This window comes from Rothia sp. HMSC065B04 (genome assembly GCF_001812285.1).
GTDB lineage: Bacteria > Actinomycetota > Actinomycetes > Actinomycetales > Micrococcaceae > Rothia > Rothia mucilaginosa.
In genome coordinates this window covers 553640-574061 of record NZ_KV808406.1, presented here as the reverse complement: position 1 = coordinate 574061, position 20422 = coordinate 553640, and the positions used below count along the sequence as shown (strand labels likewise).

The 20422-nt window shown below is 57.7% G+C and carries 20 protein-coding genes; 4 read left to right on the top strand and 16 right to left on the bottom strand.

Annotated elements, in window-relative coordinates:
* Window positions 1–137: 137 nt before the first annotated feature.
* Window positions 138–1619 carry a sugar transferase gene (locus HMPREF2845_RS02470; protein ID WP_070633791.1) on the top strand — a complete coding sequence of 494 codons (1482 nt, stop codon included), beginning with the start codon at window positions 138–140 and terminating at the stop codon, window positions 1617–1619.
* Window positions 1620–1842: 223 nt separating this feature from the next.
* Here the strand turns inward: HMPREF2845_RS02470 and HMPREF2845_RS02465 are convergent, their stop codons facing one another.
* The 3 genes from HMPREF2845_RS02465 to glmS all read right to left on the bottom strand — a co-directional run bounded on the left by HMPREF2845_RS02465 (window position 1843) and on the right by glmS (window position 6108).
* Complete coding sequence (locus HMPREF2845_RS02465; RefSeq protein WP_070633790.1) at window positions 1843–3429, bottom strand: bifunctional ADP-dependent NAD(P)H-hydrate dehydratase/NAD(P)H-hydrate epimerase; 1587 nt, start codon at window positions 3427–3429, stop codon at window positions 1843–1845.
* An 89-nt stretch (window positions 3430–3518) separates the two neighbouring features.
* On the bottom strand, window positions 3519–3959 hold the full coding sequence (locus tag HMPREF2845_RS02460; protein WP_049341794.1) for a holo-ACP synthase: 441 nt from the start codon (window positions 3957–3959) through the stop codon (window positions 3519–3521).
* Window positions 3960–4224: 265 nt separating this feature from the next.
* Window positions 4225–6108 carry a glutamine--fructose-6-phosphate transaminase (isomerizing) gene (glmS, locus tag HMPREF2845_RS02455; RefSeq protein WP_070633789.1) on the bottom strand — a complete coding sequence of 628 codons (1884 nt, stop codon included), beginning with the start codon at window positions 6106–6108 and terminating at the stop codon, window positions 4225–4227.
* 183 nt (window positions 6109–6291) lie between these two features.
* Here glmS and coaA point away from each other — a divergent pair, with 183 nt between their 5' ends.
* The 3 genes from coaA (at window position 6292) to mscL (ending at window position 9001) form a co-directional block, all read left to right on the top strand.
* Window positions 6292–7248, top strand: coding sequence for a type I pantothenate kinase (coaA, locus tag HMPREF2845_RS02450; RefSeq protein ID WP_070633788.1), 957 nt, complete (start codon window positions 6292–6294; stop codon window positions 7246–7248).
* Window positions 7249–7416: 168 nt separating this feature from the next.
* Complete coding sequence (locus HMPREF2845_RS02445) at window positions 7417–8325, top strand: M15 family metallopeptidase (protein WP_070633787.1); 909 nt, start codon at window positions 7417–7419, stop codon at window positions 8323–8325.
* Between the two features lie 292 nt (window positions 8326–8617).
* Entirely contained in the window at window positions 8618–9001 is a 384-nt protein-coding gene (gene mscL / locus HMPREF2845_RS02440) for a large conductance mechanosensitive channel protein MscL (RefSeq protein WP_049349266.1), read from the top strand.
* A gap of 172 nt (window positions 9002–9173) precedes the next feature.
* On the opposite strand, the gene glmM is transcribed toward mscL, so the two are convergent.
* The 13 genes from glmM to map form a co-directional block, all read right to left on the bottom strand.
* Window positions 9174–10532, bottom strand: a complete 1359-nt coding sequence (gene glmM, locus HMPREF2845_RS02435; protein ID WP_070633786.1) for a phosphoglucosamine mutase — start codon at window positions 10530–10532, stop codon at window positions 9174–9176.
* Between the two features lie 242 nt (window positions 10533–10774).
* A complete protein-coding gene (gene ppk2, locus HMPREF2845_RS02430) occupies window positions 10775–11842 on the bottom strand; it encodes a polyphosphate kinase 2 (RefSeq protein WP_070541458.1) in 1068 nt (355 codons plus the stop codon).
* Between the two features lie 179 nt (window positions 11843–12021).
* A complete protein-coding gene (rpsI, locus tag HMPREF2845_RS02425) occupies window positions 12022–12513 on the bottom strand; it encodes a 30S ribosomal protein S9 (protein ID WP_005505036.1) in 492 nt (163 codons plus the stop codon).
* A 32-nt stretch (window positions 12514–12545) separates the two neighbouring features.
* Window positions 12546–12989 (bottom strand): 50S ribosomal protein L13, encoded by a 444-nt coding sequence (gene rplM / locus HMPREF2845_RS02420; RefSeq protein ID WP_005505035.1) that lies wholly within the window; start codon window positions 12987–12989, stop codon window positions 12546–12548.
* A 364-nt stretch (window positions 12990–13353) separates the two neighbouring features.
* Window positions 13354–14319: a tRNA pseudouridine(38-40) synthase TruA gene (truA, locus tag HMPREF2845_RS02415; protein ID WP_070633785.1), complete on the bottom strand. Its 966-nt coding sequence runs from the start codon at window positions 14317–14319 to the stop codon at window positions 13354–13356.
* A 171-nt stretch (window positions 14320–14490) separates the two neighbouring features.
* Complete coding sequence (gene rplQ / locus HMPREF2845_RS02410) at window positions 14491–15144, bottom strand: 50S ribosomal protein L17 (protein WP_070633784.1); 654 nt, start codon at window positions 15142–15144, stop codon at window positions 14491–14493.
* 105 nt (window positions 15145–15249) lie between these two features.
* Window positions 15250–16242, bottom strand: coding sequence for a DNA-directed RNA polymerase subunit alpha (locus HMPREF2845_RS02405; RefSeq protein ID WP_005505031.1), 993 nt, complete (start codon window positions 16240–16242; stop codon window positions 15250–15252).
* A 138-nt stretch (window positions 16243–16380) separates the two neighbouring features.
* The gene (gene rpsK / locus HMPREF2845_RS02400) at window positions 16381–16788 is read right to left on the bottom strand and encodes a 30S ribosomal protein S11 (RefSeq protein WP_005505028.1); all 408 of its coding nucleotides are present in this window, start codon (window positions 16786–16788) and stop codon (window positions 16381–16383) included.
* Between the two features lie 68 nt (window positions 16789–16856).
* Window positions 16857–17225, bottom strand: a complete 369-nt coding sequence (rpsM, locus tag HMPREF2845_RS02395; RefSeq protein ID WP_005505026.1) for a 30S ribosomal protein S13 — start codon at window positions 17223–17225, stop codon at window positions 16857–16859.
* A gap of 179 nt (window positions 17226–17404) precedes the next feature.
* Window positions 17405–17518 carry a 50S ribosomal protein L36 gene (rpmJ, locus tag HMPREF2845_RS02390; protein ID WP_004005257.1) on the bottom strand — a complete coding sequence of 38 codons (114 nt, stop codon included), beginning with the start codon at window positions 17516–17518 and terminating at the stop codon, window positions 17405–17407.
* 124 nt (window positions 17519–17642) lie between these two features.
* Window positions 17643–17864 (bottom strand): translation initiation factor IF-1, encoded by a 222-nt coding sequence (infA, locus tag HMPREF2845_RS02385; RefSeq protein WP_005505018.1) that lies wholly within the window; start codon window positions 17862–17864, stop codon window positions 17643–17645.
* A 286-nt stretch (window positions 17865–18150) separates the two neighbouring features.
* Window positions 18151–19365: a dual-specificity RNA methyltransferase RlmN gene (gene rlmN / locus HMPREF2845_RS02380; RefSeq protein ID WP_044150213.1), complete on the bottom strand. Its 1215-nt coding sequence runs from the start codon at window positions 19363–19365 to the stop codon at window positions 18151–18153.
* A 122-nt stretch (window positions 19366–19487) separates the two neighbouring features.
* A complete protein-coding gene (gene map, locus HMPREF2845_RS02375) occupies window positions 19488–20327 on the bottom strand; it encodes a type I methionyl aminopeptidase (RefSeq protein WP_070633783.1) in 840 nt (279 codons plus the stop codon).
* Window positions 20328–20422 lie beyond the last annotated feature (95 nt).

The following is a 20422-nucleotide window of genomic DNA, read 5'->3' as shown; positions in this document are numbered from 1 at the left end:
GAACACTGACTAGGACACGATTCCCTATTCACCGATAATTAGGGGTAAATGTGCCTATTCGCCGCTCTCAGTCCACGACACAGGACAAATTTCCGGGGAAGATTACACCGTTGAAAGTACAAGATCGTCTTAAAAAAATGTGGGGTTCAGACTTCGTCGTCAAGCGAAGCTGGCATCCCAAGGTTCAGCGTGCCCTTTACTTTGGCGATTTTCTCGCCATTGCTATTGCGGTTATCGCTGCGCATCTGATTCGTTTCGGGTGGGAGAATGCTGACCTGCCCTATGTAAACGTTTGGCCTATTAACGCCCTGGATGGTCGTATTCCCGCTATTGATTACATTTTCCTGGGCGTCGGTATGGTCGTCGGCTGGTGGTTTATCCTCCAGGTGAACGGCTCCCGTAGCCTGCGCATCATGGGTTTCGGCAACGAGGAGTATCGCCTGATTACTCGCGGTACTACTTACTTCTTCTGCCTGCTGATTATTCTGGCGTTCTTCCTCAAGGTTGACGTCACCCGCATGTACTTGTTGATTGCTTACCCGCTGGGTCTGTTCCTTCTGCTCGTTGAGCGTTGGCTGATTCGTCAGGGTCTGGTGCGTTCGCGTACCCGCGGTCGTGCGCTCACTCGCGTCATGATTATTTCTGATGTGACGACCGGTCAGCACCTGTATAAGAACCTGGAGGGCGTGCTCGCTTCCGGCCTGTCCCCCGCTGCGTTCTATCTGCCCGGTTTCACCCCGGGTACCACTGTTGCTGGAGCACCGATTCCGGTGCTTGGTTACAGCACTTCTCCGGCTGACATTATGGATGCTATCCGCGAGAACGATATTCACATGGTTGCTGTTACGAATGGTCACCACTTGAGCCCGGATCAGGTTCGCCTGCTGGGTTGGAAGCTGGCTGATGCGCATATTTCGCTGATTATGGCTCCTGCGACGACCGATATTGCTGGTCCGCGTATGCACATGCAGCCGTTGAACGGTCTGCCGCTGGTGCACGTGTCGACTCCGCGTATTACCGGCCTGTCGGCGTTCTTCAAGCGCACCGTGGATGTTGTGTCTTCGGGTCTGGGTTTGATTCTGCTCTCTCCGCTATTCCTGGTGGTGGCACTGCTGGTGAAGCGTGATGGTGGCCCGGTCTTCTTCCTGCAGAGTCGTGTGGGTCTGAACGGTGAGCTTTTCAAGATGGTGAAGTTCCGTTCGATGCGTACTGACGCTGAAGAGGTCAAGAAGCGCCTCATGGAGCAGAACGAGGGTAACGGCGTGCTCTTCAAGATGAAGGACGACCCGCGTATTACCCCCATTGGTAAGTTCATTCGTAAGTACTCGATTGATGAGCTGCCTCAGCTGTGGAACGTGTTCATTGGCGATATGTCGCTGGTGGGTCCGCGCCCTCCGCTGGTTGAGGAAGTTGAGCAGTACGAGGACATTGCGTACCGCCGCTTGCTGGTGAAGCCGGGTATTACCGGTCTGTGGCAGGTTTCGGGTCGTAGTGATCTCTCCTGGGAAGAGTCGGTTCGTCTGGATCTCTACTATGTTGAGAACTGGTCGCTTACCGGTGACCTTATTATTCTTCTGCGTACTGTCCGTGCGGTTTTCGCTAAGGAAGGCGCGTACTAAGAAGAGTTGGGGTTTCTCCCGCTGGTGCGTATGCCGGTTTTTATGATGCTGTCCCGGCACAGGCAGCTCGGTATCGTACATTGATATAAGCGCGTTGAAGGGGCGTGAATCCGTTTCCGGTGGATTCACGCCCCTTCTATGTGCCTTTTGCCTAGTTCTTTGAGAGACGCTCTAGTTTGTCTCTTGAGAGCGATAGATTGGAGGCGTACTGGGCGCCTCTCCCCTATTCGGCGATGAGTCGCGCAATGACTTCGGGGAGCATCTGCGCGACGCGGGTTGCGGGTGCCGGGCCGGGCAGAGCGTCCTTGACGCTTCCGGTGGCGCTGGCGCGTGCTGCTTCACCGTGCAGGTAGACTGCGAGCGCGCCGATGGAGGCGAAGGTGCAGCCTTCTAGGGCTTCTCCGCGGGCGTCGAAGGCGGCTACGGTTTGGGCGAGCAGGGCGCCGTAGATGCCGGTGAGGGTGTCGCCGCTGCCTGCGGTGGCGAGCCAGGGGCTTCCTCCGGCGACGCTGTAGGTGGCGCCGTTGGGTGCAGCAATGAGCGTGTAGCCACCCTTGAGCATCACGGTGGCGCCGGAAAGTTCGGAGGCGGCGCGTACCCAGCGGAAGGGTTCTGCGTCGATATCCTTGCGGCTGGGTACGATGGCGTCACCCAGGTGCTTCTTCCAGGTTTCGGGGGCGAGCTCGTGCACGATACGCAGGAAGCGTTCGAGCTCTGCGGCATGCGGAGTGAGGATCTTGTGGGAGCCGAGGGGCTTGCCGGTTGCCAGGTATTCTGCCGCCAGGTCGCAGGCGCCCGCGTCGAGGATGGCGGGTTCGGGCGAGTTGAGCAGGTAGCGGTTCTTGTCCAGCGAGTCGTAGCTGGAGCCGGAGCCGCCGGCCCAGACGGTGACCCTCTGCAGGGCGGGTGCGCCGCTGAAGTAGACGGTTTCGGGGTTGTGGGCGATCATGAGCTGGCGGAGCTCGTGGGAGTTGGCACCGAAGCGAACCATACCAACGCCGGTGTTGAGGGCAGCACGCACACTCATGAGGGCTGCGCCGGGGTATTCGAGGCTTCCAGTGAGCATGCCGAGTACGCCGCGAGTGTACTTGTGGGAGTGCTCGTCGGGGATTTCGATGAGTTCGCGGTAGTCTTCGCGGTCGAGAACACGCAGGGCGGGCTTGTGGGCGTCGAGGGCTTCGGGCACGCCCAGGTCGTAGAGTTTGATGTCTCCGGAGTGGACGCTGTGGCTGGTGCCTGCCGGCAGCTTGTGACCGATGAAGGTGACGGTGCGGTCGGCGCGCAGGGAGGGTTCATGCACGGTTCCGCGGTTGTTGTCGACTCCGGAGGGGGTGTCGACGGCGAGGACTGCGCCGAGCTTACCGTCGAGCTGCGCGGCGCGGAGTACGCCCAGGTATTCACCGGCGCTACCGCGTACGGCACCGCTGGAGCCGGTACCCAGGATGCCGTCGATGGTCAGGTCGTAGCCGGCAAGCTGTTCGAGGGCGTGTTCGGGGTCAAGCACGCGGGTGCCTTCGCCGCCTTCGCGGGCGATGAGTTCGAGGTTCTTTTCGCTGGAGTCGAAGATGACTGCATCAACGCTGTGCCCCTTGGCGCTGAGGCGGGCGCCGGCGTAGATGGTGTCTGCACCATTGTTGCCCGGGCCGATGAGCAGCAGGATTTTTGCTTTGTCTTTGCCGTGGAGCAGCTCCTGCGCTTCGGCTGCAACGGCGTCTGCGGCGCGTTGCATGAGGTAGCCGTCGTAGTCGGCGGCTTCAATGTAGGGCTTTTCTGCTTCGCGTACCTGGGAAGCAGTGTAGATGAGCTTCATTGCTGTCTCCTTGGGTGGCACCGTGCGGGCCTTAGGGGGGTCACCGGGGGTGGTGTTGATGTGGCTCTGCGTTTTAATCGTCGGTGGCGTTAGTTTTCGTCGGTGTCGTCGCCGGTGATGACGCTGAGTCGGTAGCTTTCGGGGTTGAACTTTTGCAGGTGCGCCAGTTCTGCATCGCTGAGGTATTCGGCGGTTGCGATGGCGATGGCGATGGGTTCATCGTGGGTCAGCGAGAGGTGGATGCGGTTGATGCCGAGTTCTTTAGCACGGCGGGCGATGGTGCCCTGAATGATGAGGTAGGGTTGGCCGCTTTCGGCGGTGGCGACTTCGCAGTCTTGCCAGTTGAGTCCGGCGGGTGCTCCGAGTACTTTTGCGACGGCTTCTTTGGCGGCAAATCGTACGGCTTGGGAGCGTACATTCCGGGTACGTTCGTTGGGGGTGAAGACGCGGCGGACGAAGGCTGGTGTTTCGGCGACGATTCGTTCGAATCGTTCGATGTTGACGGTATCTACGCCGATTCCCATGATCATGAGCTTCACCTTCTGGGCTAGGGGTGGTGCCGCGTCCTGTTTGCGGTTTCTCTTGTTTTAAGTCTAGCGAGATTCGTTTCTTTTAGATGGGATAGCGGCAAATATGACGCATAGTTGATATCTGTTTCACAGCGTCTATTTTTGTTGGGTCATCCACGAATAACCACCAGGTTAAACGACAAGGGCGGTGGTCAAGTTCTCTAAGAACTCAACCACCGCCCTTGTCGTTATCGCTGAGGCGATTTCCGAGGATTACTCCAGAGGATTACTCCACGGTCACGGACTTTGCGAGGTTACGCGGCTGGTCAACGTCCAGGCCCTTAGCTTCTGCCAGTGCGCATGCGAAGATCTGCAGGGGCACAGTTGCCAGCAGGGGCTGCAGCAGCGAGGGGCATGCCGGGACGGTGATGAGGCGGTCTGCGTAGGGCTTGACGGCCTCGTCGCCTTCCTCGGCGATGACGATGGTGAAGGCGCCGCGAGCGCGCACTTCCTGGATGTTGGAGACGACCTTGCCGTGCAGGGAGTCGCGACCGTTTGCGGAGGGAACCACTACGATGACCGGCTGGCCTTCATCGATCAGTGCGATGGGGCCGTGCTTGAGCTCGCCTGCTGCGAAGCCTTCAGCGTGGATGTAGGTGATTTCCTTGAGCTTGAGTGCGCCTTCCATTGCGACGGGGAAGCCCACGTGGCGGCCGAGGAAGATCACGGAGGAGGCATCCTTCATTTCGACGCCCAGTTCCTTGACCTGGGTGTCGTTGTCGAGGACCTTCTGGATCTTTGCGGGCATGTTCTGCAGCTCGGCAAGGATCGAAGCAATTTCGTCCTTGTACTTGTTGCCGCGCAACTGTGCCAGGTACAGGCCGAGCAGGTATGCTGCGGTGATCTGTGCCAGGAATGCCTTGGTGGATGCCACTGCGATTTCGGGGCCTGCGTGGGTGTACAGCGCAGCGTCGGATTCGCGGGGCAGGGTCGAGCCGTGGGTGTTGCAGATGGAGATAACCTTTGCGCCCTGTTCGCGTGCGTGGCGCACTGCCATCAGGGTGTCCATGGTTTCGCCGGACTGCGAGAGTGCCACGATGAGGGTCTTCTCGTTCACGATGGGGTCGCGGTAGCGGAACTCGTGTGCGAGCTCAACCTCGGTGGGGATGCGGCACCAGTGCTCGATGGCGTAGCGTGCCACCTGGCCTGCGTATGCTGCGGTACCACATGCAACAACGATGATCTTGTCAATCGAGCGCAGCACCGAGTCGTCAATGTTCAGTTCGTCGAGGGTGAGGTTGCCGTTTTCGTCGAGGCGGCCCATGAGGGTCTGCTCGACGGCTGCGGGCTGCTCGTGGATTTCCTTCTCCATGAAGGAGTTGAAGCCGCCCTTTTCAGCTGCTGCTGCGTCCCATTCGATGTGGAAGGGCTTGCCCTCTGCGGGGTTACCTTCGAAGTCAATGATGGAGTAGTCGGTGCCGGTGATGGTCACGATCTGGTCCTGACCCATCTCGACGGCTTCCTTGGTGTAGTCAATGAACGCGGAGACGTCAGAGCCGAGGAAGTTCTCGTTCTCGCCCAGGCCGATGACCAGCGGGGAGTTGCGGCGGGTTGCCACGACGCGGTCCGGGTGGTCGGCGTGGATAGCCAGGATGGTGAATGCACCTTCGAGGCGGTTGGATGCGACGCGTACTGCCTCGGTGAGGTCACCGGTACCGAGCTTGTTGTAGATGCTTGCGATGGTTGCTGCAGCTACCTCGGTGTCGGTCTGAGATGCGAACTCTACGCCTTCGGCGAGCAGTTCGGCACGCAGTTCTGCGAAGTTTTCGATAATACCGTTGTGTACGACGGCGAGGCGGCCGTTGTCGACAACGTGGGGGTGAGCGTTATTGTCGGTGGGTCCACCGTGGGTTGCCCAACGGGTGTGACCGATACCAATCTGGGTTTCCGGCAGGGGGTGTTCCTTAACCTCGTTCTCGAGGTTCAGGAGCTTGCCTGCCTTCTTACGGAATACGATACCGTCGGGGCACACGAGTGCCACGCCAGCAGAGTCATAGCCGCGGTATTCCTGACGGCGCAGACCTTCGAGGACCACATCGTATGCGTTGTGGTCAAACTTGTTACCGTCCGGAGCAGTGTCCAGACCTACATATCCTACGATTCCACACATGCTATAAGTTTATCCCACAAGTATCCGAATATGCGCACGGTGAAATACCGTTATGCGTCACGTTTATTGTGGCTTTCCTAGCTTTTTCAGGTTTTACCCTTTTCTTCTCATACATTTATTTCTCGAAACAAACCGTGGGGCGGGTATTTTCCCCGCGGGCTGAAAGTTCGTACACTTAGATAAATGAGCACCGCACCGTATTTTTCTGGCGATGACCGCTTCATGCATCTTGACCGTTCCCGCTGGTCGCACCTAGCCGATGAGATTTCTGTTCCCCTCAGCGCTGAGGAAATTGAGTCTCTTCGAGGCCTGGGTGAAACTGTCGACCTTGAAGAGGTGCAGCGTATTTATCTGCCGGTTTCTCGTCTTCTGAATCTGTATGTGACTGCTGCTTCTTCGTTGAACCATATGACAAATGATTTTCTGCATGTGTCTCAGCGGCGTGTCCCGTTCATTATTGGTGTGGCGGGTTCTGTTGCGGTGGGCAAGTCGACGACGGCGCGTATTTTGCAGGCTCTTTTGAGTCGTTGGCCGTCTACTCCTAATGTTCAGCTGGTGACGACGGATGGTTTCTTGTACCCGAACGCGGAGCTTCAGCGTCGCGGCATTATGCACCGTAAGGGTTTCCCGGAGTCTTATGATCGCCGTGCTCTGTTGAATTTTGTGTCGCAGGTGAAGTCCGGTGCCGAGCATGTGGTGGCGCCGAAGTATTCGCACCTGTATTACGACATCATGCCGGATGAGCATATTGAGGTCACTGCACCGGATGTACTGATTCTTGAGGGTTTGAATGTTTTGGCACCTTCTCAGGCTGAGGGTCCGGAAACTTCTGATCTGACGCTGAGCGATTTCTTTGATTTCTCTATTTATGTGGATGCCCGCACTGAGGATATTGAGCGCTGGTATGTGAATCGTTTCTTGACGCTACGCTCTTCGGCTTTTGCGAATCCGGAATCATATTTCAAGCGTTATGCGGAACTGAGCGATGAGCAGGCGGTTGAGGTGGCGACCGGCATTTGGAAGAGCGTGAATGAGCCGAATCTGCTGCAGAATGTTTTGCCGACTCGTGCTCGTGCGCATTTGATTCTGCAGAAGGGCGCCGAGCATACCGTGGAGCAGGTTCTTCTGCGTAAGAACTAGAGGTTCTTTAGGTTTTTAGTGTTCGTGTGCGGCTTTTAGCCGGTATTGTGGTGCATTCTAGTAGAAGGCGCCGGAGGCTCTGCTCCCCTTTCGGGGTGGGTTTTAGGCCTTCGGCGCTTTTGTATGCACCTACTTTTGTATGAACCTACACCGTGATGAGGAGTTATTGTGAAGTCTCTGCACCGTACGCCTACCGCTCAGGAGTCTTTTGATAGTTCTGTGGTGAACCGCCGCACTCTCTTGGGTGCCGCTTTGAGCGTTGGTGGCACTGCACTATTGGCGGCTTGTGGCTCGCAGAGTGGTTCACAGGGTCAAGGGGCGTCTTCTTCATCTTCTGCAGCGAGCGCTTCTGCTTCTGAGTCTGCGGCGGCTCCGGCGGCTTCGTCTAGCGCCTCTTCCACTGCGGCGACTTCTTCTGCCGCACCCTCCCCTGCTACTTCTGCTACCAGTGCTTCTGCGAGCGCCTCTTCTTCCCCACTGGCTCTTGCTCAGCCCAGTGTTGAGTCGCAGCCGGACTCGTTGCGTTGCCTCGTGAATAAGATGCGCCCCTTTGCGCAGCAGGATTGGGAGCCGAGTGACCTGGTGGAGTTCTACGGTCATCAATTGCGCGCGGAGGCGGCTAAGGCGGCGGACACGATGATTGATGCGGCGGCGACCGACGGCGTGACTCTGCTTGTTTCCAGCGCGTATCGTTCGTATGCGGTGCAGCAGCAGACCTATCAGTATTGGGTTTCGGTGAACGGTCAGCAGGTGGCGGATCAATTGTCGGCTCGTCCCGGCTATTCCGAGCATCAGACGGGTTTGGCGATTGATTTTGCTTCTCCTGAGGGTTGCCGTCTGGAGGAGTGTTACCGCGATACGCTGGCTGGTCAGTGGTTGGTGAAGAATGCTCCGCGTTACGGATATATTTTGCGTTTCCCCGATGGTCGTCAGTCGGTGACCGGTTATCGTTTTGAGCCGTGGCATTACCGTTACGTGGGTGTGCAGATTGCTCAGGAGTATATGTCTTCGGGTGCGAAGACTTTTGAGGAGTTCATCGGTACGGGTGCGGCACCCGATTATGCAAATGCGAACTAGGGTCTGGGCTAAGCTTTCGGCTTTGCCCGGTGCGTCGAGTGGTGATGTGCATCGTATTTCTAGCTTCCGTGTCGGAAATAAATAGGCACAGTAGATGCATATTTTTTCGCGTACACGCCGCGTAAATCCGCGGTTTTTCGCAGGTTTCAGAGATTTTTACTCACCTTTATGTGACCTAGACCTTAAGTATTGGGTACCACAGAACCACTGTGAAGAAAAACACATGCTTTACAGTGAAAATTTTCTCAGAATATGGCATTTTGAACACCTAAAAGGCGCTATTCTATATCTCATGCTTAAGGGTTTTAAAGATTTTCTGATCCGCGGTAACGTCATCGACCTCGCAGTTGGTCTGATTATGGGTACCGCCTTCACCGCTGTGGTGACCTCGCTTGTCCAGGCCGTCCTGATGCCCGCTATCTCGATGCTGGTTAAGTCCCCCAACTTCGATGAGTTCCTGGTCTTCGGCCAGATCAAGGTTGGCGTGTTCCTGACCGCTGTTGTCAACTTCATCCTGATTGCAGTTGCTGTGTACTTCGCAGTTGTTGTCCCCACTCAGAAGCTGACTGAAATCGCACTGGCTAAGAAGAAGGCTGAAGACGAGGCTGCTGAAGAAGAGGAAGAGACCGAGATTGCCCTCCTGAAGGAGATCCGCGACGCTCTGGCAAAGAAGTAATTTCTCTGCTCTCTAACACTAACTTTCGAACCCCCGTATCCCTGTGGATACGGGGGTTTTCCGTATCCACATCCCCTACGACCACCCAAGATAACGAAGAAGGGCTGGGAAGGTAACACCTTCCCAGCCCTTCTCTATCCTCCACTGCGGTCTTCACACCGGAAGAATACGTTTAGAGTGCCAATTCCTTAGCCACAACGTCAGCCAGCTGCTGAGCAACCTCATCAGCCTGCTCCTGGGTTGCAGCCTCAACCATCACGCGGACCAGAGGCTCAGTGCCGGATGCACGCAGCAACACACGGCCGCTCTCACCCAGTACTCCTTCAGCCTCGCTCACAGCGGTAGCGAGCGCCTCGTTGGTCTTGACCGCCGCACGGTCAACGCCCTTGACATTGATTAGGCGCTGCGGGGTGGGCTGCATGCGGGATGCCAGCTCCGAGAGGGTCTGACCGCTACGTGCCACCTCTGCAGCCAGCTGGATGCCGGTCAGAACGCCGTCACCGGTGGTTGCGTAGTCGCTCATGATAACGTGGCCGGACTGCTCGCCACCGAGGTTGTAGCCGTGCTCGCGCATAGACTCGAGGACGTAGCGGTCGCCCACAGCGGTGCGGCCGAGGGTAATGCCGTGCTCGCGCAGGTACAGCTCCAGGCCCAGGCTGCTCATTACGGTTGCGACGAGGGTGTCCTTTGCGAGCTTGCCTTCGCGCTTAGCGGCAACAGCCAGGATAGCCATAATCTGGTCACCGTCTACCAGATTGCCCTTTTCGTCAACTGCCTGGCAACGGTCCGAGTCGCCGTCGTGGGCGATGCCGAGGTCCGCGCCGTGCTCAACGACTGCTGCCTGCAGCTTCTCGGGGTGGGTGGACCCCACGCCGTCGTTGATGTTGGTGCCGTTGGGCTCTACAGCCAGTGCGACAACCTCTGCACCCAACGCTTCGAAAGCTGCGGGAGATGCTGCGTATGCCGCACCGTTTGCGCAGTCCAGAACAATCTTCTTGCCTGCGAGGGGCTTGCCTTCAGGCAGGGTGGAGACCAGGTGCTTCACGTAAGCCTCGGTACCGTTCTCCAGGGGCTTGACGGTACCCACAGCACCACCGGTCGGGTAGCGGAAGGACTTCTCACGGTAAACGCACTCAATGGCGTCCTCAACGGAGTCTTCCAGCTTCTGGCCGCCTCGGGCCAGGAACTTAATACCGTTGTCCGCTGCCGGGTTGTGCGATGCAGAAATCATCACGCCGAAGTCAGCACCGGTGTGTGCCACCAGGTAAGCTGCTGCGGGGGTGGGGACAATGCCGGCGTCCAGCACGTCAACACCTGCGCTAGCGAAGCCAGCCTTCATCGCAGAAACAATAAAGTCTGCAGAGGATCGGGAGTCATTTGCAATCACGGCACGGGGGCGTATGCCCTCTTCTACCGTGTCAAAGCCCAGCACAATAGAAGCCGCCTGTGCGAGCTCCATAGCCAGAGCGGGAGTAATTACATCGTTTGCCAGACCGCGTACGCCGTCGGTTCCAAAAAGTCGTTCAGTCACCCTTTTATTTTACGTTGTGCGTAACTCTGCTTAGGCGCATACACCGTAAATTCTTCATAATCAGAAAGTGATTTTCAGCGGCTATATATCTGCTTCATAGCTAATGTTTCTATAGACACGCAAAGGTGCCTGCTCTCAGTTCCCAGAGAGGGAAAAGAGAGGCAGGCACCTTCATAGTGCAAGCTGTTTGGCGGTTCTATCGCCGCAGGGTTGAGTTATTGCTCTCCCCTATCTATCAACGCTTACTTGACGACCGGGAAGCCGTCGGGAGAGTCACCGGACTCATCCTCGAAAACGTGCGATGCAGAGCGGACGATCAGCGAGTCGAGCTCGCCCACGACTGCCTCATCCTTGGAGGGGTAGTCGAACTGGGAGAGCACGTAACGCATTGCTTCCAGACGTGCGCGCTTCTTGTCGTTGGACTTGATAACGGTCCAGGGGGCATCACCGGTGTGGGTGTAGAAGAACATTGCTTCCTTCGCCGCGGTGTAGTCGTCCCACTTGTCCAGGGATGCCAGGTCGGTGGGGGAAAGCTTCCACTGGCGAACCGGGTCGGTACGGCGGGAGGTGAAGCGTGCAAGCTGCTCTTCGCGGGTGACGGAGAACCAGAACTTGATGATGTGGATACCGGAGTTCACCAGCATGCGCTCCAGGTCCGGAACTTCGCGCATGAACTCGAAGTACTGTGCCTGGGTGCAGTAGCCCATAACGCGCTCAACGCCGGCACGGTTGTACCAGGAGCGGTCCATCAGAACGATTTCGCCGCCGGAGGGCAGGTGCTTGATGTAACGCTGGAAGTACCACTGAGTCTGCTCGATATCGGTCGGCTTCTCCAGTGCCACAACGCGAGCGCCACGGGGGTTCAGGTGCTCGGTGAAGCGCTTGATGGAGCCACCCTTACCTGCTGCGTCACGGCCTTCGAAGATGATGAGGATCTTCTGACCGGTGGACTTAGCCCAGAGCTGCAGCTTCAGCAGCTCAATCTGCAGGGCACGCTTTTCCTTCTCGTATGCCTTACGGCTGAGCTTGGTGTCGTAGGGGTAACCCTTCTTCCATGCCTGCGAGGTTTCGTCGTCCTTCTTGTCCTTGCCGAGGGCGCGGGTGAGGGAAGCCATTTCGTCCAGCTCTGCCGAGTAGTCCTCGACAACGGAGGTACGGCGCGCCTGGGGCTTCAGGGCTTCCTTGATGGCTTGTTTCTTCTCAGAACCGGTGTGTGCGTGTGCGCCTTCAGCGGCGTGCTGGTGGGCTTCAGCCTGAGGAGCCTCCACTGCCTTCTCTTCGGGCTGGGTGGAGGGATTCTGCTCTGCCATGAGTACTCTTTTCTTCCTGTCTGCTTTGACTCTTTAACTCTACCGGTGTGCTCTTCGATGAACAAACGTAACAGTTATATGCACCTATAACCTTGTAACGCTCACGGTGGATAGATACGCAAAACGCCCCGATTCTCCCGAAGGAGAAGCGGGGCGTAACGCTTCGTAAAAACCAGCGATTAACGCTTGGAGAACTGCGAAGCCTTGCGTGCCTTCTTAAGACCAGCCTTCTTACGCTCGATGACGCGTGCGTCACGGGTCAGGTAGCCAGCCTTCTTCAGTGCGGGGCGGTTGTTCTCGCGGTCGATCTCGTTCAGTGCACGAGCGATACCCAGGCGCAGAGCACCTGCCTGACCGGAGGGGCCACCACCGTTGATGCGTGCGATGACGTCGTATGCACCCTCGAGCTCCAGGAGCTTGAAGGGCTGGTTGACGTCCTGCTGGTGCAGCTTGTTGGGGAAGTAGTCTTCCAGGCTACGACCGTTGATGGTCCAGTTGCCGGAACCCGGCACAACGCGAACGCGTGCCACTGCTTCCTTGCGGCGACCAACTGCTGCGCCTGCAACGGTCAGTGCCGGACGTGCTGCCTTAGCCGCTGCGGGGGCAGCGGACTCCGAGGTGTAGCTGGTCAGCTCTTCCTCGACTACGATCTGCTCTTCGTTCTGAGCCACGATTTCTCCTATTGTTTCTTCGTAGGCCCGAATTACTGGGCGACCTGGTTGAATTCGTAGGTCTTGGGCTGCTGTGCCGCGTGCGGGTGCTCGGGGCCAGCGTAGACCTTCAGCTTCTTGAGCTGCTGTGCAGCAAGCTTGTTCTTGGGCAACATGCCCTTAACAGCCTTCTCAACCGCGCGAACGGGGTTGGTCTCAAGCAGCTCTGCGTAGTTCACGGACTTCAGACCGCCGGGGTAACCCGAGTGGCGGTATGCACGCTTCTGCTCGAGCTTTGCACCGGTCAGGGCGACCTTCTCAGCGTTCACGATGATAACGAAGTCACCGGTGTCAACGTGGGGAGCAAAAGTCGGCTTGTGCTTACCGCGCAGCAGGATAGCGGTCTGGCTTGCGAGGCGGCCGAGAACAACGTCGGTGGCGTCAATGACGTGCCACTGGCGCTCGACTTCGCCGGGCTTGGGAGTATAAGTGCGCAAAATATTGGCCTTTGTCTCGAAATGTACATACGGCGCTTAGTTGGGTATCGCGCCTTTTACTTACGTGCATGACGAACACCCGGGTGAGGACCGAGCTGCCGCCCGTTCTGCCCGTACTCTAGACCGCCTTAACGTCCTGCAACTAGACAGCGATTTAGAGCGCGCTCGGGTAGAACACGCACAACATATCAAGACTATACAGGACGTCGAGTGCTTAATCCACCGCCAAAGCCTTAAAAATAGGGCTTTTTTGCCTTAAACACATTTTAAATTCCATCCGTGTAATTCATCTGAGGTAGTTGCGCTCCCCCGCGATGGTTCACGGTGCATGAGCAACGTGACGGGGCTCAATATATACAGGGCGTTAAGCGCTCTGTGCTTCGTGGTCTTCACGCTTTGCTCGAGCACGTTCCGCTTGCTCTCCATACAACTCCGGAGCAGGGTAGTAAATCTCAGCCAGAGCGAGCGCATGCGGAGGCGCCAGAGTCAGCGAAGCCTCGCGTCCCGGGTTCTCGATCCGCTCACGCAACCAGGCGGCGTCACGTTTACCCGTGCCGTAGAGCACCAACGCGCCCACAAGTGAACGCACCATGTGATGGCAGAAAGCATCAGCCACCACACGCACCTCAATAAGGCCACTTTCAGTACGAGTGAAGCTAAGCTCTCGCAGCTCACGAATCGTGGTCGCGCCTTCACGCGGCTTGCAGAAGGAGAGGAAATCGCGCAGACCGAGTAGCTGCTGCGCCGACTGGTTAAGATCAGCACAATCCAGGTGCTCAGGTACCGCCCAGGTGTAGGTACGGTGCAGAGGATTAAGACCGTCCGCCGCGCCATCTGCAATGCGATATACGTAGCGGCGACCGGTAGCCGAGAAGCGCGCATCAAATTCAAAAGAAACTTCGCTCACGCGGTGAATCTGAATAGCGCCCTGCAGAATACCGCGGACATTCTTCGGCAAGTTCAACTGCTCTTCCGCATCGTAAAGACAACGCTGAAGAGCGCCGGTGAGGCGGCGCCCCAGTGCAGCCGTCGGGTCATCTTCCCCGGTTCGCCCCTGCAGGCGAGTCCAGTCCTCATCACTCAGATCGCAATGTAGGGTCTGGGCTTCCGCATGCACACCGGCATCGGTTCGACCCGCGACCACCACGCGGTGAGGTACACGCAAAATCAGTTCAAGGGCGTTCTCAATGACTCCCTGCACGGTGACCAGGTTCGGCTGGGCAGCCCATCCACTGAAAAGGGAACCGTCGTAAGCGCAATCAATGCGCACGCGGTGCGTAGCGATGAAGAGCGGCTCTTCGTGATTCTCTAAAGCAGTAGCGTTATGCATTGTGTGCCTTTCAGCAGTAGCGGACGGTTGAAGAATACGGACCGGCTCTTGGATAGCGAATACGCAAAGAACCGTGTCCTCTTAAGTATGCAGATACACCAATCCGCCGCCCACAGCAGTGGACGGCGGATTGACATATTTAGGCTTAGCCTAGATCAGCTGGGATCCGTATTACTCGGAAACCTTCTGTGCTGCTGCGCCACCTGCGGGGGCGTAACCTGCAGCCTCTGCCGACTCAGCGGAGTCGAACCAGATTTCAGCCTTGGTGCTGGTGTACCAGCGGGAACCGGGCACGTGGTACTTCATGGAATCGGCGTTACCCTTAACCTCGAAGCCCTCGGGAGCCTCGCCGGACTCCAGGGGTGCGTGGGAACCTGCGGGCAGGCCCTCAGCTGCTTCAGCCTTGGGAGCCTCAGCTGCCTTCTCAGCAACCTTGGTTGCCTCAGCAACTGCACCCTTGGTTGCAACGGGCTCCATGACGAGCTCGATGACTGCCATGGGAGCGTTGTCACCCTTACGGTTACCGATCTTGATGATGCGGGTGTAACCACCGGGGCGCTCTGCCATTGCCGGAGCAATAACGGTGAAGAGCTCGTGCACGACGGACTTGTCGGTGATGGAACGCAGCACGCGACGGCGAGCAGCCAGGTCGCCCTTCTTACCGAAGGTGATGAAGCGCTCTGCCACCGGACGCAGGCGCTTTGCCTTGGTCAGGGTGGTGGTGATGCGCTTGTGCTGGAACAGCTGCGCCGACAGGTTGTTGAGCATGTGGCGCTCGTGGGTCGGGGAACCGCCGAGGCGGGGACCCTTAGTGGGAGTAGGCATAGTTAAATCTCCATAGTTGCGTTCCCTAACGCCCCAGCAGCGGAGCCTCTTAGGGAATCAAGTTTGACTGATCCCGGTGGAACCGGGTGAACTATTCGGTCGAAATTATTCGCCGGAACCGTCTTCGTCATCAAGCGGGCGTGCAGCAGGCTCGAAACCGGGAGGGGAGTCCTTCAGAGCCAGGCCGAGCTCGATGAGCTTTGCCTTGACCTCGTCAATGGACTTAGCACCGAAGTTACGGATGTCCATCAGGTCAGCTTCACTGCGGGTCACGAGCTCACCCACGGTGTGGATGCCCTCGCGCTTGAGGCAGTTGTAGGAGCGGACGGACATGTTCAGGTCCTCGATCGGCAGTGCCAGATCGGCGGCCATGGACTCGTCGGCGGGCGACGGGCCAACTTCGATACCCTCAGCTGCAATGTTCAGCTCACGTGCCAGGCCGAAGAGCTCGACCAGGGTGCTGCCTGCAGAAGCAACGGCGTCACGCGGTGCGATGGCTTCCTTGGTTTCGACGTCCAGGGTCAGGCTGTCGAAGTCGGTGCGCTGCTCAACACGGGTCGCGTTCACGCTGAAGGTAACCTTCAGAACCGGGGAGTAGATGGAGTCAACCGGAATACGGCCAATCTCGCCATCGCCGACCTTGTTCTGAGCTGCAGTCACGTAGCCGCGACCGCGCTCGATAACCAGCTCAGCGTTGAAGTTTGCCGAGGCGTTCAGGGTTGCCAGGTGCAGTTCCGGGTTGTGGATCTCCACGCCAGCGGGAACCTCGATGTCGCCTGCGGTCAGTTCACCTTCGCCCTGCTTGCGCAGGTAGGCCACGACGGGCTCGTCGTTCTCAGAAGAGATGGAGAGCTTCTTGATGTTCAAGATGATCTCAGTGACGTCCTCGGTCACGCCGGGAACGGTGCTGAACTCATGCAGTACGCCATCAATGCGGACGCTGGTAACAGCGGCGCCGGGGATGGAGGACAGCAGAGTACGGCGGAGGGAGTTACCCATGGTGTAGCCGAAACCGGGCTCCAGAGGCTCGATGGTGAAGCGCGAGCGGTTGGGCGCTACGACCTCTTCAGTCAGAGTGGGGCGCTGTGCAATAAGCACTTTGTTTCCTTTCGGTGAGCTCCGCTATATGAGCCCACAGGTTGGGGAAAACATATCTTAGGAAGCAGACGGGTGTCTGTGCTCTCCGGGTACAACTCCGTGGAGTGTACCCTTCGAGGGATTAGGTCAGAGACCTAATTAGACGCGGCGGCGCTTCGGGGGACGGCAACCGTTGTGAGCAACGGGGGTAACGTCCTGGATCGAACCGACCTCGAGGCCTGCAGCCTGCAGGGAGCGGATTGCGGTTTCGCGACCGGAACCGGGGCCCTTGACGAACACGTCAACCTTGCGGACGCCGTGCTCCTTGGCGCGGTTTGCAGCAGCCTCAGCAGCCAGCTGTGCGGCGTAGGGGGTGGACTTACGGGAGCCCTTGAAGCCCATGTCGCCAGCGGAGGACCAGGAGATCACTGCACCGGTGGGATCGGTGATGGAGACGATGGTGTTGTTGAAGGTCGACTTGATGTGAGCCTGACCAGCAACGATGTTCTTGCTAACCTTGCGGCGGTTGGTCTTACGAGCTGCCGCAGCGCGAGTCTTGGGAGGCATTTTTGATTCTCCTACAAAGGTTTACTTATACGTTGGTCGGATAGAGATATCCAACAGAGCAACGTGTCTTACTTCTTCTTACCTGCGACGGTACGCTTCGGGCCCTTACGGGTACGTGCGTTAGTCTTGGTGCGCTGACCGTGAACCGGCAGGCCGCGGCGGTGGCGCAGGCCCTGGTAGGAACCGATTTCAACCTTACGGCGGATGTCAGCTGCAACCTCGCGGCGAAGATCACCTTCAACCTTGTAGTTGCCTTCGATGAAGTCACGAAGTGCCACGAGCTCCTGGTCGGTCAGGTCCTTGACGCGGGTGTCAGGGTTGACGCCGGTAGCAGCGAGGGTTTCGTGTGCACGGGTCTTACCCACGCCGTAGATGTAAGTGAGAGCAACTTCCACGCGCTTTTCGCGGGGAATATCAACTCCAGCGAGACGTGCCATACTGGCTTCTCCTTGTTGTTTTCCAGAGGTCTATAGCATCACTGCCCGGGTTGTTCTGACCCGGTCCCCGGCCTCTGAGTCCGGAGGTATCCGAAGTCGCCTCGTGGGCGTTGCTTCGGAGCGGTGCCTATGACAATTCCGCCCTCTGTTGGAGCGGTTATGAAGTCAGCTACTAGGGATTAGCCCTGGCGCTGCTTGTGGCGCGGGTTTTCGCAGATCACCATGACCACACCGTGACGGCGGATCACCTTGCACTTATCGCAGATCGGCTTAACGCTCGGCTTGACCTTCATCGCATTCCTTTTGATTGCAACTTGATTACTGGCGAGATAAGAGGTTCCCTCACTTACGTTGGGGAACTGCGTTATCCCTTTGAACACGATTTAAACGCCGCCAGGGGCGACGTTTATCTCGGGTTTACTTGTAACGGTAGACGATACGACCTCGGGAAAGGTCGTAGGGGCTCAGTTCCACTACTACTCGGTCCTCAGGCAGGATGCGAATGTAGTGCTGACGCATCTTGCCCGAGATGTGTGCGAGAACCTTGTGGCCGTTATCCAGCTCAACACGGAACATCGCGTTGGGCAGAGCTTCAACCACAGAGCCTTCAATCTCGATGACGCCGTCTTTCTTAGCCATATCCTCCGCTAACGTCGGTGCCCGTCGCAGGTGCGGCGGGCAATTGTATCTTCTGTTTGTGAGCTCACCTCGGTGAGGTGCTAGGGCGTTTTAAGGCGCACTTAACACTGGCACAAACAACCAACTGTTAACTCTACGGCAAAGACCATGGAAAAACAACCGTGATTTTTATGACATCAGGCACTTAATGTTTAAAAGGAAGAAGCCCCTCCCCCACGTTCCTGAAAGTCTTCATGACTTCCCTCCGCAGGAAAGGGGCACCGTTCACCGGTCACAGCTCAACTACTTAGTCTTCCTTAGCAGCCAGCTGACCGCATGCACCATCAATATCGGAACCGCGAGTATCACGAATAGTCGTCGGAATACCGTGGGCACGCAGACGCTCCACAAAGTTCTGCTCAACGCCCTTACGGGATGCTGTCCACTTCGAACCCGGGGTCGGGTTCAGCGGAATCGGGTTCACGTGCACCCAGCCGCGGCCGCGCTGAGCCAGCTTCTTACCGAGCAAATCCGCACGCCAGCCCTGATCGTTAATATCGCGAATCAGCGCGTACTCAATAGAGACGCGGCGGCCGGTCGTACGGTAGTAGTCGTACGCAGCGTCCAGAGTCTCGTCAACCTTCCAACGCTGGTTAATCGGGATTAGCTCATCACGCAGCTCATCATCCGGAGCATGCAGAGACAGCGCCAAAGTAATGGGCAGCTTCTCCAGCTCAAACTTACGAATACCGGGTACCAGACCCACGGTCGACATGGTCAGACCACGAGCAGAAATACCGAGGCCCTCGGGCGAAGGGTCAATCAGGCGGTGCACAGCACCCATAGTTGCCTTGTAGTTAGCGAGCGCCTCACCCATACCCATGAAGACAATATTGGAAACACGCAGAGGACGAGTATCCTCAGAACCGCCTTCTGCTTCTTCCAAACCCTTCATCTGCTTCAGGTAGCGGGCACCAGCTACGACCTGCTCCACAATTTCTGCAGTAGAGAGGTTACGGGTCAAACCCTGCTGACCGGTTGCACAGAAGGGGCAGTTCATACCGCAGCCAGCCTGCGAAGAAATGCACATGGTCACGCGGTTGTCATAGCGCATGATGACGGACTCAATGAGCGCACCATCAAAGAGGCGGTGCACAACCTTCAGGGTGTCGCCACCGTCAGCCTCGAGGGTACGGACCGGAGTCAGAAGCTGGGGCATCGCCTGAGCAACCATCTGCTCGCGATCCTTAGCCGGCAGGTCAGTCATCTCGGCGGGATCAGTGACCAGACGCTCAAAATAGTGCTTGGACAGCTGGGACGCACGGAACGACTGGTAGCCCAGTTCCTTCAGAAATTCGCGGCGGCCAGCCATATCGAAGTCAGCGATGTGCTTGGGCGGCTTCGCACGGCGCGGTGCTTTCAGGGCAATCTGGCCGGGTGCGGGGCGAACGTTCGAGATTTCAACCGGCACCTTGGTCGCAGCGGGCGCGGTTGCCTCGCCGCTATTGAGAGTTTCGCTCATGGAGCTTCTTCCTTGTGATGTGGATGCTTTCGGATGCGCTATCACGCACCGGACCGGATTCGCCGGTTTCTTCGGGTGGAGGTGGGGCAACTAAAGGTGTTCCCCTCCCCCAGTGGTGGGGCTTAGGCGGGAATCGGAACCGGGGTTACGCCGAAGCGAGCAAGTTCGCTGGCGCCGCCGTCTTCTGCGGTCAGAACCCAGATGCCGTCGCTGTGCACAGCAACGGAGTGCTCCCACTGGCATGCATCGGAGCCGTCAACGGTCACAACGGTCCAGTCATCGGAGAGCACCTTGGTCTCGATGGAACCGGTGACGAGCATCGGTTCGATAGCGAAAGCCATACCGGGCTTAATCTTCGGGCCCATGTCACGCACAGCGTAGTTCAGCACATCCGGAGCCATGTGCATCTGCGAGCCGATGCCATGGCCCACATAGTCTTCAATGATGCCGTACTTATCGCCGTATTCTTCGGTCACGTATGCTTCGATAGCCAGACCGATTTCACCGACCTTCTTTGCGGTCGCGAGAGCCGCGATACCGTGCCACATCGCCTCGCGGGTCACGGCAGAGAGCTCCGCGCGCGCTTCGCTTACGTTGTCACCGACCAGAACGGTACGTGCCGAGTCGCCGTGCCACTGGCGGTTGGTGGCGGGGTCAATCACGTATGCACCACCGTCGATGGAGAGGATATCGCCGTCCTTGAGAACGTAGTCGCCGGGGATACCGTGAACGACCTCGTGGTTGACGGAGGTGCATACGGTTGCCGGGTAGTCGTAGTAGCCGTAGAAGTTGGAGGTACCGCCCAGTTCCAGCAGGGTGCGTTCAAAGGCGGCATTCACCTCTGCGGTAGTTACGCCGGGGCGGGCTGCCGCTACGGCCGCGTCAAGTGCGCGGCTGGTGATAACACCTGCACGAGCCATCTGCTGAAGCTGTGCATTGGTTTTGATTTCGACTCGTGCCATTCTGGCTCCTTAGGTGTATGGGGCGGTATGCCCAAGCTTAGAACTCTACAGACAGCACTGTACCCCCGCAAGTTTTTGTGATGCATCATGCACCT